General features: G+C 40.6%; 14 protein-coding genes and 1 pseudogene. 11 read left to right on the forward strand and 4 right to left on the reverse strand.

The features are described 5' to 3' along the window. The first annotated feature begins 124 nt into the window (after nucleotides 1-124). Nucleotides 125-1198, forward strand: coding sequence for a dihydrodipicolinate reductase (locus tag M1F17_RS16365; RefSeq protein ID WP_144139770.1), 1074 nt, complete (start codon nucleotides 125-127; stop codon nucleotides 1196-1198). Nucleotides 1199-1243: 45 nt separating this feature from the next. On the opposite strand, the gene M1F17_RS16370 is transcribed toward M1F17_RS16365, so the two are convergent. Beyond that, nucleotides 1244-1819, reverse strand: coding sequence for a GNAT family N-acetyltransferase (locus tag M1F17_RS16370; protein WP_226617075.1), 576 nt, complete (start codon nucleotides 1817-1819; stop codon nucleotides 1244-1246). A 245-nt stretch (nucleotides 1820-2064) separates the two neighbouring features. On the opposite strand from M1F17_RS16370, the gene M1F17_RS16375 reads away from it, so the two are divergent. From M1F17_RS16375 to M1F17_RS16385, 3 genes are all read left to right on the forward strand, one after another. Continuing rightward, entirely contained in the window at nucleotides 2065-4086 is a 2022-nt protein-coding gene (locus M1F17_RS16375) for an NADPH-dependent 2,4-dienoyl-CoA reductase (protein ID WP_094961530.1), read from the forward strand. A gap of 151 nt (nucleotides 4087-4237) precedes the next feature. Continuing rightward, nucleotides 4238-5155 (forward strand): GTP cyclohydrolase FolE2, encoded by a 918-nt coding sequence (gene folE2 / locus M1F17_RS16380; protein WP_094961529.1) that lies wholly within the window; start codon nucleotides 4238-4240, stop codon nucleotides 5153-5155. Beyond that, entirely contained in the window at nucleotides 5145-5705 is a 561-nt protein-coding gene (locus M1F17_RS16385) for a carbonate dehydratase (protein ID WP_004258097.1), read from the forward strand. Before folE2 ends, M1F17_RS16385 begins: the two co-directional genes overlap by 11 nt. 75 nt (nucleotides 5706-5780) lie before the next feature. On the opposite strand, the gene sstT is transcribed toward M1F17_RS16385, so the two are convergent. Continuing rightward, complete coding sequence (gene sstT / locus M1F17_RS16390) at nucleotides 5781-7034, reverse strand: serine/threonine transporter SstT (RefSeq protein WP_004258100.1); 1254 nt, start codon at nucleotides 7032-7034, stop codon at nucleotides 5781-5783. A gap of 265 nt (nucleotides 7035-7299) precedes the next feature. Beyond that, the gene (locus M1F17_RS16395; RefSeq protein WP_004258103.1) at nucleotides 7300-8259 is read right to left on the reverse strand and encodes a TerC family protein; all 960 of its coding nucleotides are present in this window, start codon (nucleotides 8257-8259) and stop codon (nucleotides 7300-7302) included. 614 nt (nucleotides 8260-8873) lie between these two features. Between M1F17_RS16395 and M1F17_RS16400 the strand changes: the two genes are divergently transcribed. The 5 genes from M1F17_RS16400 (at nucleotide 8874) to M1F17_RS16420 (ending at nucleotide 11417) form a co-directional block, all read left to right on the forward strand. Beyond that, nucleotides 8874-9542 carry a DedA family protein gene (locus M1F17_RS16400; protein ID WP_004258110.1) on the forward strand — a complete coding sequence of 223 codons (669 nt, stop codon included), beginning with the start codon at nucleotides 8874-8876 and terminating at the stop codon, nucleotides 9540-9542. A gap of 236 nt (nucleotides 9543-9778) precedes the next feature. Then, complete coding sequence (locus M1F17_RS16405) at nucleotides 9779-10084, forward strand: DUF883 family protein (protein ID WP_004258145.1); 306 nt, start codon at nucleotides 9779-9781, stop codon at nucleotides 10082-10084. Nucleotides 10085-10090: 6 nt separating this feature from the next. Further along, on the forward strand, nucleotides 10091-10498 hold the full coding sequence (locus tag M1F17_RS16410; protein ID WP_004258148.1) for a phage holin family protein: 408 nt from the start codon (nucleotides 10091-10093) through the stop codon (nucleotides 10496-10498). Then, entirely contained in the window at nucleotides 10485-10784 is a 300-nt protein-coding gene (locus M1F17_RS16415; protein WP_004258151.1) for a YqjK-like family protein, read from the forward strand. The genes M1F17_RS16410 and M1F17_RS16415 overlap by 14 nt, the downstream gene beginning before the upstream one ends. A 237-nt stretch (nucleotides 10785-11021) precedes the next feature. Beyond that, the gene (locus M1F17_RS16420; protein WP_004258158.1) at nucleotides 11022-11417 is read left to right on the forward strand and encodes a DoxX family protein; all 396 of its coding nucleotides are present in this window, start codon (nucleotides 11022-11024) and stop codon (nucleotides 11415-11417) included. Between the two features lie 244 nt (nucleotides 11418-11661). Here the strand turns inward: M1F17_RS16420 and M1F17_RS16425 are convergent. Further along, nucleotides 11662-12556 (reverse strand): annotated as a pseudogene (locus tag M1F17_RS16425) (LysR family transcriptional regulator). Between the two features lie 123 nt (nucleotides 12557-12679). Between M1F17_RS16425 and M1F17_RS16430 the strand changes: the two are divergent. Both M1F17_RS16430 and M1F17_RS16435 read left to right on the forward strand, forming a co-directional pair. Further along, nucleotides 12680-13387 carry a pirin family protein gene (locus tag M1F17_RS16430; protein ID WP_094961527.1) on the forward strand — a complete coding sequence of 236 codons (708 nt, stop codon included), beginning with the start codon at nucleotides 12680-12682 and terminating at the stop codon, nucleotides 13385-13387. Nucleotides 13388-13522: 135 nt separating this feature from the next. Then, complete coding sequence (locus tag M1F17_RS16435; RefSeq protein WP_004258168.1) at nucleotides 13523-15493, forward strand: BglG family transcription antiterminator; 1971 nt, start codon at nucleotides 13523-13525, stop codon at nucleotides 15491-15493. Nucleotides 15494-15744: the final 251 nt, after the last annotated feature.

The raw sequence follows: 15744 nt of genomic DNA on the forward strand, positions 1-15744 counted from the left end.
AACAACATCATAATGACAACTAAATTTATTAAAAATTCTTTGTTCAACCAATTGATATAAAACAATATTTTTTACATTCAGATCTCACAATATGATCTATAGATAATTCGCATATAGGACAAAAATGATGAAAAAAGTACATGCAGTTCAATATGGTTGCGGAAAAATGGGTAAATTTTTGATCCGTTACTTGCAAGAACATGGTGCTGAAATTGTGGCGGCTTTTGATATCAATGAAGCCGTTATTGGCAAAGATATAGGTGAAATTGCAGGAACGACGCCATCAGGGGTAAAAGTACAGCCGCTACATGAAGCGGATAAAACCCTCGAAATCTTAAAACCTGATGTTGGCATCATCGCAACATTGAGTACCATGGCTGATTTAGAAGATGCATTCTCCTTATTTGCACGTCATGGTGTAAACGCTATTTCAACCGGAGAAGAAGCCCTTTATCCATGGAATTCATCACCTGAAATTACACAAAAGCTTGATGCATTAGCCAAAGAAAATAATTGTACCCTTGCAGGAAGTGGCTACCCAGATATGTTTTGGGGGGTGCTCATTGACACTTTAGCAGGCTCCATGCACAAATTGGTGAAAATTAAAGGTTCTAGCTGCTATAACGTTGAAGATTACGGTATCGCTCCCGCTGTCGGCCACGGCGTGGGTTTAACCGTTGACGAGTTCGACAAACAAATTGGTAACTATAACGACTTACCTCACGATGTTATTTCACAGAAAATCGAAAGCGGTGAATATGCACCACCGTATATGTGGACACAAAATGGTTGGTTATGCAGCCGACTTGGGTTAACGATCACCAGCCAAACTCAGCGCTGTGTACCGCAAATTGCCCAACAAGATATTTACTCCGACACCCTCAAAATGACCGTGAAAAAAGGGGATGTATTAGGCTTATCTGCAGTGGTAATCACCGAAACCGCAGAAGGTATTACCCTCGAAACAGAGTGTATTGGGAAAATCTTAACAGCGGATGAGTGCGATAAAAATAGCTGGCAGTTAATTGGAGAACCTGACACCTCAATTGAGGTGAAAAACCCAGCAACCGTAGAATTAACCTGTGCAAATTTAGTGAACCGTATTCCTGCACTGATTAATAGCCCTGCTGGCTATACCACCACAGAAAAAATGCCAAATAATGTGTTTATGACCAAACCCATGCATGAATATTTATAGCTAATATCGCCCACCTTTCGGTGGGCGACTTACCTACAGCTAACCTTAGCGCGGTTTCACCATCTGCCATTCTAAGTGGTGTTTTACTGACGGCCACTCTGACTCGATAATGCTATATACACAGCTATCACGCAGTTCACCCGTTTTAGTTTTCATATGATTACGCAAGATACCATCGAGCTTAGCCCCTAACCGTTCAATGGCTCGACGACTTTGGCTATTTAAAAAATGTGTACGAAACTCCACTGCAACGCAATTTAATTCCTCAAAAGCATGCTTTAAGAGCAAATATTTAGCTTCTGTATTTAATGCGGTGCGTTGTACTTCTATTCCATACCAAGTGGCTCCGATTTCAACCCGCCTTACTGCATGGTCCACACGATTGTAAGAAGTAATACCAACTGGTTTACCGCTTCGTTTATCGATCACCACAAAAGGTAAGCATTCCTTTTTCTGGAAATTTTCCAGGCGCTTTTCCACATCTTGAGAGAAATGCTCAGGCTCAGGAACTAAGGCATACCACAAATTATTCAACCCATCTCGTCGAATGATATCTGCCAATTCGACATCATATTGGTGGGATAGAGGTTCAAGGCGAACGTATTCACCTTCTAAAGTAATAGCTTAGCAAATCTCTTTCATCATGGTTTCCCCTATATCGTTCTTTATGCTGTGTGTCTCTTTTTTTAATCTCTGTTTATGACATAAAAATAAAAAAACACCTATTTTTTTATGACACTCAGCTATTTAACCGAAAACATATGATAAAAATCACAAAATTTTAACATCTTTACCAAATTGCAGCTTCATTACGCTACAGTTAACTCATCTGACCTGTTAATGAAATCCCGAATGGGAGTATAATAATGAGCAATTTTCCACACCTTTTTACCCCGCTTGATTTAGGCCATACCGTCCTAAAAAACCGTATTTTGATGGGTTCAATGCATACTGGGCTTGAAGAGCACCCACAAGGCAGCGAGCGACTAGCGCATTTTTACCGCCTACGCGCTGAAAATGGTGTCAGTCTGATCATTACCGGTGGTATCGCCCCCAATCCAGAAGGAGCACTTACCGCTCATGGCGCGGTATTAAACGATAAAAACCAGCTTTCATTTCATCAACAAATGACGGATGCCGTCCACCAAGCTGACGGTAAAATCGCCTTACAAATCTTACATGCAGGGCGTTATGGCCTGCATCCTAAATTAGTTGCACCAAGCCCTATTCAAGCAGAGATTATTCCATTCGCCCCCCGAGAACTCTCAACTGATGAAGTTGAAAAAACGATTGATGACTTCGTGACAACAGCCAAGCTAGCTCAACAAGCTGGCTATGATGGTGTCGAAATTATGGGATCTGAAGGTTATTTAATTAACCAATTTATCACCAAACGTACCAACCATAGAACCGATGAATGGGGTGGAAGTTACACAAACCGAATTCGTTTTCCCATTAAAATCGTACGGCGAATACGGGAAGCCGTTGGCGCTAACTTTATTATTATTTACCGGCTTTCCATGCTGGATTTAGTTGAAGATGGCTCAACGTGGGAAGAGGTTGAATTACTTGCCAAACAAATTGAAAACGCGGGTGCGAGTATGATCAACACCGGTATTGGTTGGCACGAAGCTCGAGTACCGACGATAGCAACGCAAGTTCCTCGCAGTGCATTTAGTTGGGTTACGCAAAAATTAATGGGGAAAGTGAATATTCCACTGATAACCACTAACCGCATCAATGACCCTTTTGTTGCAGAACATATTATTGCCAATCACCAAGCGGATATGGTTTCAATGGCTCGGCCGTTTCTGGCTGATGAAGCATTTGTTCGTAAAGCCGCAGAAAATCGAGCAGATGAAATTAACACTTGCATTGGTTGCAACCAAGCCTGTCTCGACCTGATTTTTAGTGGAAAACTGGCCAGTTGTTTAGTTAACCCACAAGCTGTTAGGGAAATGGATTATCCCAACGAAAAAGCCGCACTGAGTAAATCCGTTGCGATTGTTGGTGCTGGGCCCGCTGGGTTATCTTGTGCAATTTACGCGGCAAAGCGTGGGCATCGTGTCACTTTGTTTGAAAAATCTAACCATATAGGTGGCCAATTTAACCTCGCTAAACTGATACCTGGCAAAGAAGAATTCCATGAAACCATCCGTTACTTTTGCCGCCAGTTACAATTATTGAATGTTGATGTACGCCTTGAACAACAAGCCGATGTTGACTGTTTATCGGGGTTTGATGAAGTCATTATTGCAACGGGTGTCATCCCACGAAAAATCCAGCTCGAAGGGGTTGAGCACCATAAAGTCATTTCCTATATCGATGTCATCACCAAACAACGCTCTGTTGGAAAAAGTGTCGCTATTATTGGCGCTGGAGGGATTGGCTTTGATGTTGCTGAATTGCTAACCCAAGAAGGGAAAAGCAGCAGTTTAGATAATTCACTCTTTAATAAAGAGTGGAATATTGATACCACAATTCATTCTAAAGGTGGTGTATTACCCCCACAAAAAGTCCCTATGGCATCAGCTCGTCAATTGTATTTATTACAGCGGAAAAACAGTAAAGTGGGAGCAGGCCTCGGTAAAACAACCGGTTGGGTACATCGTTTATCACTAATGAAACGCGGTGTTCAAATGCTAAATGGCGTGGAATACATGCGAGTTGATGACGAAGGGCTCCATATTCGCTATCAAGATAAAACACAGTGCCTGCCTGTTGATAATGTCATTTTGTGTGCAGGGCAAGAGCCTTACCGCCCATTAAAAACACAACTAGCAGAACACGGGATCAACGCCCATGTGATTGGCGGTGCGGATGTTGCTGCAGAACTGGATGCCCGCCGAGCAATTGAGCAAGGGATGAAAACCGCATATCAGATTTAGCCTCTTCATATCCCCCTAAGGTGAGCCTTTTATCTGAGGGGGAACTGCACTCCTTAACCTAACTGATATTTATACCTCTTTTTCTTCACCCCAAACAATTGTTATGTTATAACATAACCACTATTTGTAAATTAAGAATGGCTGAGGGGTTATGACAGTATCAACTGAATTACGTTGTTCATCTTTACCGGATGCGCAAAAGGAAAATGATATTTATAGCAATATCAAGCTAGACTGGGTCGGTATGACAGGGATTGCTTTACCTATTGAGATAGCGGGTCGTCCAATCAACGCACTTGTTGATGTCGGTACTGATTTACAAGGACAGAAAGGAATACACATGTCCCGGCTGTATCAGACCTTAGATGGACTCACACAGCATGAACTAACCCCCAATTTGATTCAACAGGCTCTAGAGCAGATTTTAATATCCCATAGCCATGTATCATCGAAGTCATCTCTTCGACTTTATGGCGATATTTTATTATCTCGCCCTTCTTTAGTTTCTCACCAGCATGGATGGAAAGCATATCCATTTGAAATAAATGCAAATTTCAACAAATCATTTATTATCTGTTTAAAAGTTGGGGTTCCTTATTCATCGACATGTCCTAGTGCCACGGCACTCAGTACCCAAGTGATTCAACAACAATTTGCTATTGAATTTGAGGACGAGACACAACCATTATATCCCACTCAAGTTTTCAACTGGCTAGCTAAAAATGGGTTACCCGCTACACCACATAGCCAACGCAGCTGGGCATGGGTAACCATAGCGTTGAAAGCTAGTCATAAAATATTTCCCATCATTGAATTAATTAATCAAATTGAAAACGTGCTTTCAACACCTGTACAAACTGTTGTTAAACGTAATGATGAACAAGCTTTCGCTATCGCAAATGCCCAAAACCTGATGTTTTGTGAAGATGCAGCGAGAAAACTAGTCATGGCTTTTCGTCATCAATGTCACTATGACGAAGTGAACATTAATATAGAGCATCAAGAAAGTTTACATGCACATAATGCAGTTGTTCACACGCACTGGAAACGGAGTACTCATGCTGCGTAAAAATCCATCAGGACACTCCCCTGTTATTTCAGAAAAAGCCTATATCGACCCTACCGCAATTATTTGTGGCAAAGTCATTGTTGAAGATTACGTGTATATCGGCCCATATGCAGTCATCCGAGCTGATGAACTCAATGAAGAGGGGGATATGTCACCGATAGTAATAGGCCCACATTCAAATATTCAAGATGGTGTTGTTATCCATTCTAAAAGTGGGGCTGGAGTACAAATTGGCTCACATACTTCAATAGCACATCGTGCCATTGTCCATGGCCCTTGTAATATTGCTACACGAGTATTTATTGGTTTTAATAGCGTTCTATTTAATTGCAAAATTGGGGAAAACTGTGTTGTTCGCTATAACGCTGTTGTTGATGGTTTAACGCTACCCCCTGCTTTATATATTCCATCCTGCGTACATGTAAATGCCCACAGTGATTTATCTCAGTTTAAGCAAGTTGACCGCGCCTCTTTGCAATTTTCAGAAGAAGTTGCCGCAACTAATGTGCAGTTAGTCGAAGGTTATCGCCGCTTACGTAATGAGTTTTAACTCAATAACCCACTAAAATAAGGGCAGAGTTCACTTTCGCTGTCTCTGCCCTTTCAAAATATATTTAATTAACAATTAATCACGATGAGATAGCCGCGCTTCAGCGTTAGCCAGTTTCTCATCTTCCGCTAAGCACACCGCTGCAGTAAATAACACGTCAGTTGAAGAGTTAAGCGCCGTTTCTGCTGAATCCTGTAATACGCCAATCATCACACCAACCGCGACCACTTGCATCGCAATTTCATTTGAAATACCGAACATGTTACAAGCTAATGGGATCAGTAATAGTGAACCGCCGGCAACGCCTGATGCGCCACATGCACACACCGCAGCAACCACACTTAATAACAGTGCCGTTGGGATATCAACTGGAATACCTAGAGTATGTACGGCGGCTAACGTCAGTACTGTAATCGTTACCGCTGCACCAGCCATATTAATGGTTGCACCTAATGGGATAGAAACAGAGTAAGTATCTTCATGTAGATTCATGCGACGACACATCCCCATATTCACAGGGATATTTGCTGCTGAACTACGTGTAAAGAATGCTGTTACCCCGCTTTCACGTAAGCAAGCGAGAACTAATGGGTATGGGTTACGTTTCATTTTCCAGTAAACAATCAATGGGTTAACAATGAAAGCAACAATCAGCATACAGCCAATCAATACTGCGAGAACGTGAATATAGCCTTTTAAGGTTGCAAAGCCTGTCGTTGCGATAGTGGAAGCAACCAAGCCAAAAATCCCTAAAGGCGCTAAACGGATCACAACCCGTACCAGTTGTGTTACTGCATTAGAAAAGTCATGAACTAAAGTTTTTGTGGTTTCATTTGCATGGCGCAGTGCAATACCCAGCCCGATCGCCCACGCTAAAATACCAATATAATTGCCCTTAATCAGTGCGTCGATAGGGTTCGCAAATATATTGATTAGCAAGCCTTTTAACACTTCAGCAATATTACCCGGTGGATTTAGCTGTGTATCACCTACCGCTAAGACTAAATTTGACGGGAACAGGAAAGAACCAATAACGGCGACAACCGCGGCAAAAAATGTTCCTAAAATATACAACACCAGTATAGGTTTGATATTGGTTTTTTGCCCTTGGCGGTGGTTAGCAATGGATGACATTACTAACACCCAAACCAGTACAGGAGCAACAGCTTTTAACGCACTAACGAATAAATCCCCTAACAACCCGACATTTTTTGCAGCAGATGGCCATAACCATGCAAGCAAAATACCCGCTATCAAGCCAACCAGTATCTGTTTGACTAGACTACCTTGGCTAATAACTCGCCATAACCCTGTTTTATTTGTATCCATAATAGACCTATATTATTTATCTTTATTAGGAATTAAATGTGTTTGCACAGCAAGTATAAGGAATAATAGTCGCCTGAAAAGGCAATTATTCAAAATATACACAATGATTGACTTTGTTTAACAAACATTTTACATAACTGTGATCTCAATAGAGTTTTGTTTCTTATAGTAGAATGGGATAAACAAAATGGTTGAGCGTTTTCAGGGGGTTAAAAAAAAATCCCCTGCTTTTTACAGCAGAGGATTTAAAAATAAAAAAGATAAATTAACTTTTTGCTTCGTTGCGTTTATTAACAATTGCATTAATGATTAACGTCACGACTAAAATTGACGCAATCACACCCAACGAAATCGGTGTTGGGATATGGAAAATATCAATCAATAGCATTTTTATACCGATAAAGCTTAAAATTACCGCTAAACCGTATTTTAGCATTGAGAACTTTTCAGCAACCCCTGACAACAAGAAATACATGGCACGTAGGCCTAAAATTGCAAATAAATTCGATGTTAAAACAATGAATGGGTCAGTCGTCACCGCAAAAATAGCGGGTATACTGTCCACCGCAAATATCACGTCACTAATTTCAACTAAAATCAGCACTAAAATAAGTGGGGTCGCAAATAGGACGCCATTACGTTTAATAAAGAATTTTTCACCATGTAATTCATCCGTCATACGTAAATGAGAACGAACCCATTTTACTAGCGGTTTATCCGTTATTGGCGAGTCATCTTCTTTGGCAAAAGCCATTTTCAAACCAGTAAATAGCAAGAACAAGCCGAATACATACAAAATCCAGCTAAATTGTGTGACTAACCAACTACCTGCAAAAATCATAATCGTACGAAGTACGATAGCGCCTAATACTCCATAAACCAACACACGACGCTGTAAAGTTGCAGGAATGGCAAAATAACTAAATAACATCAACCAAACGAATACGTTATCAACAGCTAATGCTTTTTCTAATAAATAACCCGTTAAGAACGCCATGGTTTGGCTATCAGCAAACTCACGCCCTACGTTCTCATTAAGATACCACCAAAAACCCGCTGCAAAGAGAAGCGAAAGCGTTACCCACACGATACTCCAAGCCGCAGCTTGTTTCATCGACATTGCTTGGCCTTTGTGTTTCCCTTGCCAGAACAAATCAATGAGTAACATAAGTAAAATAATAACGGCAAAACTACCCCATAAAATCGGGTTACCAACTGAGTGCATTTTCCTTTCCCTTAAAAAACAAAAAACGGCTGATATCCAGAAGACATCAGCCGCTTAAAATTCGTTAACCACAAGCTATTTCTTTTGGTTGTAAATTATGAGCAAACCTCGCCTTCTGGCAAGGTCTCACTTACAACACAAATAACCTAAAAATAGGTAACTGTGGTGCTCGGCTACCGGGTGTAATGTGTACACCGTAATGACGATAAACCGACAAGAAGAAGTTACTCCCCTTTGCTATGGCGATAAGATACGGTAAATAGTCTTAAAATGCAATAATTAGCCTTTATTGTTTTATCGTTATTTTTTTACATTAAAAGATAAATTAACAAGTATATTTCGCATACTCTCGGTAAAAAGCGGGTTAAACGCCATTTTTAAGCACTTTACATCGTTCCATGCCGCGCAATAAATCGTAAAAATCGGCCAAAACTTAAATGAATTCTAAAAATAAGCTTAAAATTTACTGTTTAGTTATTTTCTGTTTTGTTAAAGTGAGCGTGCTTTACACTAACAGCCTGAGGAAACACTACTTTCACTTTGGCATTCACTTAATCCATTTCTCCCTGCCCAACAACAAGTTTGTTGCTGTTATTGCCGTTTAGGAAACATTAATGGAATTAGTTAAAGAACTTTTTTTCGCCCTTTGGCACCAAGATTATGTCACCCTATCTAACCCATCGTTAGTGTGGTCGATTTACTTCATGCTGTTCGCTATCTTGTTTCTTGAAAACGGGGTGTTGCCTGCAGCGTTTTTACCTGGCGATAGCTTATTGATTTTAGTTGGTGTTCTCATCGCTAAAGGCACATTAAGTTATCCGCTCACTATTGTAATTTTAACCGCTGGCGCCAGTTTAGGCTGTTGGGTTGGTTATATACAAGGACGATGGCTGGGGAACACACGAATAGTTAAAGGCTGGCTTGAGCACTTACCTGAACACTACCACCAACGCGCTTATGGCTTGTTCCACCGTCATGGCCTCGCTGCCTTGTTAATTGGTCGTTTTTTAGCTTTTGTCAGAACACTACTTCCAACAATAGCAGGGCTAGCTGGCTTGCAAAACGGTCGTTTCCAAGTATTCAATTGGTTAAGTGGCCTACTGTGGGTGTTAATTTTGACTGCAATTGGTTATGGCTTTGGTAAAAGCCCGATTTTCCTACAATATGAACATCATATTATGAACATTTTGATGTTGATCCCTGTAGGGCTACTGATCCTTGGCTTAATTGGTAGCATTGCTGTTGTCGTTAAGAAAAAATTCTCAAATAAAAAAGCGAATTAATTCTCCATGCGGGAACTCTCAGTTCTCGCATTTTCATTTTTACTTAATTTTACGTCTTAGTATCCCCACTCCCCGCAATTAAATTAACTAACTGATATTTATGGCATTTATATAAATACTGTTTTTTACATTTTTTCTTAACCCCTAATTTATTATTGAATAACTCATTGCACTTAATGCAAAAACAGTTATTGTTAATACAGTGAAGTTTCTTTTCTATTGATAGGAGGTTCTATATGTCATCAAATCATTCATCAGAAGACCTACGCGCAGAACTAAAAGCGTTAGCAGATTCTCTTGAAGCCGTATTGAATGATACAGGCGAGAAGTCGAAAGAAGAGATTGAAAGCTTGAAATCCAAAGCGAAAGATGTACTTTACTCATCTCGCGCTAAACTCGGTCAAACCACCGAAAGGATCACTGAGCAAACTAAAGAAATTGCGGGCCGTGCAGACAACTATGTCAAAGAAAACCCATGGACTGGTATCGGTATCGGTGCTGCTGTTGGTGTAGTTCTTGGCGTACTTCTCGCGAAACGTTAATTGCTTATGGAACAAAATCAACAACGTCAGGGCCCCGGTAAAGGGGTCCTTGAAATACTGCAACGCATTGCCAGTATTACCGTTAATATTGTTGAAACTCGCCTTCAACTCATTGCCGTTGAGCTCGAAGAAGAGAAAGTTAATTTTATCCAGTTGTTATTGTTAGTTGGACTAGCGCTTCTTTTTACTGCTTTTGGCCTAATGTGTTTAATTGGTCTTATTTTTTGGTCTGTTGACCCTGTTTATCGTTATCAAGCACTTGCTATAACAACAGGGTGCTTAGTCCTACTCGCCATTACCTTTGCTATTTGGGCTCTTAAAAAAGCAAAGCAGTCTACCTTATTGAGCTCCACACGGGAGCAATTAAGCCAAGACGCGAATGCATTAGCAGGTAAAGATAATGACCAGAAATAAACGCCAATTACTTGCCGCAAAAAAACAACGGTTACTCAACAGAATTGAGCAGCAACGGAGCGACCTTGCTGCAAGTTCTGAAGATTGGCTACGAGTGACCGCTCCTTATGACCGTACATGGAAAACCTTCGTTACCTTCCGTCCTTTATTTATTGCGGCAACAGGCCTGCTTTCGATTTATTCACTGAAAAAACCCAAACGCATACTTCAATTAGGGAAAAAAGCCTTCACAATGTGGGGTATAGCAAGGACAATTCAAAGTACGATCAATGCAGGAAAGAAGTAATTTCAATTAAAATCAATATGCTAAATTAAGCCTCTTCACTTTAGCTAGCTCCCCTTCATCACCATTCAATTTTTTTGACTATCTTTGTTAATAAGCTTTGCTTTTTATTGAATAAGCAAATGACTATTATAAGCCCATCAAATGTTTTCTTACCTATTTGTGCTGAAAACAACATTACAAAGCGACACATATCGCAAATACTTTATATTTAATGGCTTATTAGTCTGGAGAATCTTAATGAAAAATTTAGAAAATGGTGCGGTATTGTTAGCTCGTATTATGATGCCAATTCTGTTCATTGTTGCTGGGTATGGAAAACTGGGAGATGCATACGCAGGAACACAACAATACATGCAAGCAATGGGTGTTCCAGGCTTTTTATTACCTTTAACCATTTTATTAGAACTTGGTGGCGGTTTAGCCATTCTATTTGGTTTCTTAACACGAACTGTAGCCCTATTTACTGCAGGCTTTACCGTATTAACGGCGCTACTGTTCCATATCGACTTTAGCGTTGCACCAAATAGTTTAATGTTTATGAAGAACTTTACTATCGCAGGCGGTTTCTTACTATTAGCAGTAACCGGCCCAGGGAAATTTAGTATTGACCATTTATTAAATAAAAAATGGTAACTCCGATTTCATTATCACCCTTATTACCTTATTGACTTTATTTGTTTGTCCAACTTATACCTCCCTCGGGAGGTATTTTTTTATTTAAATCTTTTGAATCGCTACCAGCAAACCCTACTCGTAAACTCTAAATAGTTTGAGTTGTAGGTAGGCGGCAAATTGAGTCATCCCGTGAGCATACATAAGTATGTGACTCGGGTGACTCAATGAAGCCAACACCCCTACGGCTCAAAATATAACGAGTTTACACTCTAAATAATTTGGGGATTTCTCGGAGACACCACGACTTAGCCTCCCCCATACTATCCCGCCGCCACGCCATAATAATATTCGTCTCATGGCTAAACTCTGCGCCAACCACCTTTAAACGCCCTTCGCGAATATCTTGTTCAACCATTGGGTACGGCATCGTCGCAACACCAAGGCCGGCCAACAAGGCTCTGTGTTTATCCTCAATCGTTGACACCGTCAATCGTTGTTGTTTATCCAACAACTGCACCGTGATCACAGGCCGCTCACGAGCGGTATCAGCCACTGCAATTCCACGGTATTTCACTCGAGTCGCATCAGATAACGGCTCAGGTTCTTGGTGAATGGGATGATCCGGGCTCGCTACATAAATATGATTAACGGTATATAACGATTTAGAGTTAATTTCTGAAGAGGATCGAAAATGCATATCAGGAGCAATGACTATATCCGCTTTACCGCTTTCAAGACGTTCCCATGCTCCCGCCAATACTTCAGTAATTAACGATAACTGTGTTTCTGATTTTTCCGCCAATCGTTCCACCAGCGGAAAAAGTGAATGAACAGGAACTAAAGCCTCACACACGATGGTTAAATGCGTTTCCCATCCTTTTGCAAGCGCTTCCGCATCAGATGTTAGCTTATCAGCGGCTTCAAGTAGGATCCCTTCCTCTATCAAGTAGCATCCTACCGACATTGGTAAACTTAGTTCTATGCCCTGAACGGTCAAATAAAATGACATCGAGCTCTTCTTCTAATTTTTGCATGGTATAACTCAGCGCAGATGGGACTCGCCCCAACTCTTCAGCGGCTGCAGCAAAACTACCACGGCGGTCGATTGCATCCATAACCCTTAATGACTCAAGCGTTAATGCTCTCTCTTTACTCATGAAGTTTCTCTTTCAGGAAATTTGAACAAAGGAAACAGATTAACTGGCTAACAATTCAACGTCCAGCTATTTATTATAACAATAGATTATTAACTTATTTATTTTCAATGAGGGTTAACCATTATGATGACACTAAGACCCGCTAACCATTGCGGAAAAGCTGATTATGGTTGGCTACAAGCCCGTTATTCCTTTTCATTCGGCCATTATTTTGACCCAGACTTTATGGGTTTTAAAACTCTCAGAGTGCTGAACCAAGAAGTTATCGCGCCACAAAATGCACTACAGCCAAGAACCTATCCACATGTCGATATCTTAAATATCATCCTAAAAGGGCATGCAGAATATCGAGATAGCCTAGGTAACACCATCCAAGCGGATGAAGGTGAGTGTGTGCGTTTTTCACCGCGCCCAGACCTGAGCTACAGCGAACAAAATGTGTGCCCAAAAACACCGTTGACACGTTTACAGCTCTGGCTAAATGCTTGCCCACAGCAAGAATCTTTGCCTTTGCAAAAAATAGCCATTAGTGAAAATGAGAACAAACTTATCGCATCTCCTGACGGGGAAAGTCAAAGCATTCAGTTACGTCAACAAATTTGGATCACCCAAATTCATTTGGCAACTAATGAGTCAACAGCGATCACGCTAAAAGGAAAAAACTCATTCCTTCAGTCTATACATGGTGGAGCGACATTGCGTACACCAAAAGGCGAGCAGTTAGAAATGAATTGCAATGATGGGGCTTTTATCCAAGACGACAATCAAGTCATCATTAGTGTAAATAAACCGTTTAGAGGGCTATTAATCGATCTTGGAGAGCAAAGCTAGCCCTTTTCCTGCTATAGCAGAGTGAATTTTGCGAACGGATTCGCAAATTTTATGATTTACATATCCTACATATTGACATGCTTGTGTTAGAGTCCTGCCATTAGCGAGCAAAAAACAAGTCATTTTCTTGCTCAAATGCTTTTTCGTTTTGATTTTAAAGGTGTTTCCGTGGCTCTATTCACTCAACAGCGACATAATCAAATTTTTGCTCAAATTCTCAATGAGGTAGTGCCTCAAGACGAGTTAGCCAAAAATTTCTCCGTTTCTACTCGAACTATTCGTTCTGATATCAATGAAATCAATGAATTGATACAGCCATATAGTGCTCATATTGTATATGAGCGAGGTCGCGGTTACCGACTAAAAATTGAAGACGAAGCCCTATTTGCTACCTTTACTCAACAAAGTGATGAAGACAATCAGATTCCTCGCACTAGCAAAGAGCGCATTGATGCCCTGCTATTAAAACTCTTGATGTTATCACTCCCCGTAAAACTTGATGATATCGCTGAAGAGTGGTTTATCAGCCGTGGCACTTTACAGCAAGATATGGGCGCGGTGAGAGAACAGCTTCATAAATACCAAATTGCATTAGAAAGTATCCCTCATCAAGGCATTCGTTTGAACGGTAGCGAGTGGGCAGTTCGAGCTTGTATGACCGAAACTTTATGGCGCCGCTATTCCGCACAGATAACCCCTGATTTAACCACTTTCCGCCCTGATTGCCTTGATAATTTAGACCTGACATATATCGATAAAGTTTTACATAACAGTATGAATCGCTTTGATATTCGGATTAGCAACGAAGGGCATTTATACCTGGTTTTTAATTGTGCGGTGACTATTTTGCGTATCACTCGTGGTCATGAACTCACCACCTCCGTCAAAAATGATGACAGTGAAGAAGTGATCCGCAAAGCCTGTGATGAAATATCCAAAGGTTTAATCTACTTTCTTGGCAATGACCTTTCAGGGGCAGAACTTAGCTATTTACATGACCAAATTGTTGCCCAACGCATTAGTAACCAAGACTCTAGCACGCAAAAAAGTGGTACTCATAATGAGCTGTGTGAATATATTTTAAATTATATTAATGAGTTATATAATTATGACTTACGGAGCGATGAAAAACTCAAAAAAGATCTCAATACTCATCTTGCATCGCTGATCACCCGTTTGCAGTATCATATTTCCACACCAAACCCGCTATTATCTGATATCAAACAATATTACCCGTTCGCCTATGATGTCACACTGAGCGCGTTAACCAGTGCAAGTAAGCAATTACTCCCCCACCCAATCAGTGAAGATGAACTAGGTTACCTTGCGGTTCATATTGGAGTCAGCCTCGAACGTAACTATGGCGCTGGCTCCATTCGCCAAACAGAAGTACTGGTAGTTACTGATGCAGGGAACTCCACGTTTCGCGTGGTTGAATCTAAAATCATGCGTGAATTTCCACAGCTCAAATTTAGCCGAGGGTTAACGTTACAAGAGTATGAATCCTTGGATGAAGTCTCTGAAGATTTCGTGATTACCACTGTACGAATTTCAGAGAAAAATAAGCCTGTTATTAAAATTGCGCCGTTCCCAACACCCTATCAACTAGAGCAAGTTGGCCGCCTCGCCATGGTTGATCAAACTCGCCCTTATATTATCGAGCGCTTTTTTGATGAACGGTTCTTCATGGTAATTAATGAAAAAATTAGCCAAGAAGAGCTCTTTCAAATGGTTTGCAATAAATTGCAGCAAGAAGGCTACGTCACACCTGATTTCTACCCTTCACTACAAGAGCGTGAATCAATTGTTTCCACCTTGCTCGGGGAAGGTATCGCATTGCCTCACTCTTTAGGTCTACTTGCCAATAAAACAGTGGTTGCAACCGTTGTCGCCCCGAAAGGCATTGAGTGGAATAAGGAAACCAAAGAAAATGCTTATGTCATTTTCTTATTAGCTATCAGTAAAACAGACTATGAAGAAGCAATGGCTATTTATGACCTTTTCGTTACCTTTGTAAAAGAAAAGACAACACGTCGCTTAGTGAGTGTCAAAAATTTCAATGAGTTCCAAGTAATAGCTAAAGATAGCTTAGCGCGTATCCTCTAACTTGATAGCAATTTCCACTTTGTAGTGGAAAAGTGGAAGTTGCTGACTTTTACGTGATCCTAACCACAACTCTTATAAATACTTTCCTATCCTAAACTGTCTATTTTACGGCCAAAGTGACTAAATGGAAGCGAGTACAACCCACGCAACATCATTTCCATTTATAGCTTCCACTTCCCTTTCCAGTTCCTTTTTTTGTTTCCATTTTTTAATTAAAAAAATAATTAATTGATAAATAACACATTTTATTC

The organism is Providencia sp. PROV073 (genome assembly GCF_033688125.1).
In the GTDB taxonomy this organism is placed as follows: Bacteria; Pseudomonadota; Gammaproteobacteria; order Enterobacterales; family Enterobacteriaceae; genus Providencia; species Providencia hangzhouensis.

Bases quoted from the DNA above. Each gene is read 5' to 3' on its own strand.
- M1F17_RS16400 (WP_004258110.1), top strand. From the start codon at position 8,874: ATGGAATTAGTTAAAGAACTTTTTTTCGCCCTTTGGCACCAAGATTAT.
- M1F17_RS16365 (WP_144139770.1), top strand. From the start codon at position 125: ATGATGAAAAAAGTACATGCAGTTCAATATGGTTGCGGAAAAATGGGT.
- M1F17_RS16410 (WP_004258148.1), top strand. From the start codon at position 10,091: ATGGAACAAAATCAACAACGTCAGGGCCCCGGTAAAGGGGTCCTTGAA.
- M1F17_RS16385 (WP_004258097.1), top strand. From the start codon at position 5,145: ATGCTGCGTAAAAATCCATCAGGACACTCCCCTGTTATTTCAGAAAAA.
- M1F17_RS16435 (WP_004258168.1), top strand. From the start codon at position 13,523: ATGCTTTTTCGTTTTGATTTTAAAGGTGTTTCCGTGGCTCTATTCACT.
- M1F17_RS16420 (WP_004258158.1), top strand. From the start codon at position 11,022: ATGAAAAATTTAGAAAATGGTGCGGTATTGTTAGCTCGTATTATGATG.
- M1F17_RS16415 (WP_004258151.1), top strand. From the start codon at position 10,485: ATGACCAGAAATAAACGCCAATTACTTGCCGCAAAAAAACAACGGTTA.
- M1F17_RS16405 (WP_004258145.1), top strand. From the start codon at position 9,779: ATGTCATCAAATCATTCATCAGAAGACCTACGCGCAGAACTAAAAGCG.
- sstT (WP_004258100.1), bottom strand. From the start codon at position 7,034: ATGGATACAAATAAAACAGGGTTATGGCGAGTTATTAGCCAAGGTAGT.
- M1F17_RS16395 (WP_004258103.1), bottom strand. From the start codon at position 8,259: ATGCACTCAGTTGGTAACCCGATTTTATGGGGTAGTTTTGCCGTTATT.
- folE2 (WP_094961529.1), top strand. From the start codon at position 4,238: ATGACAGTATCAACTGAATTACGTTGTTCATCTTTACCGGATGCGCAA.
- M1F17_RS16375 (WP_094961530.1), top strand. From the start codon at position 2,065: ATGAGCAATTTTCCACACCTTTTTACCCCGCTTGATTTAGGCCATACC.
- M1F17_RS16430 (WP_094961527.1), top strand. From the start codon at position 12,680: ATGATGACACTAAGACCCGCTAACCATTGCGGAAAAGCTGATTATGGT.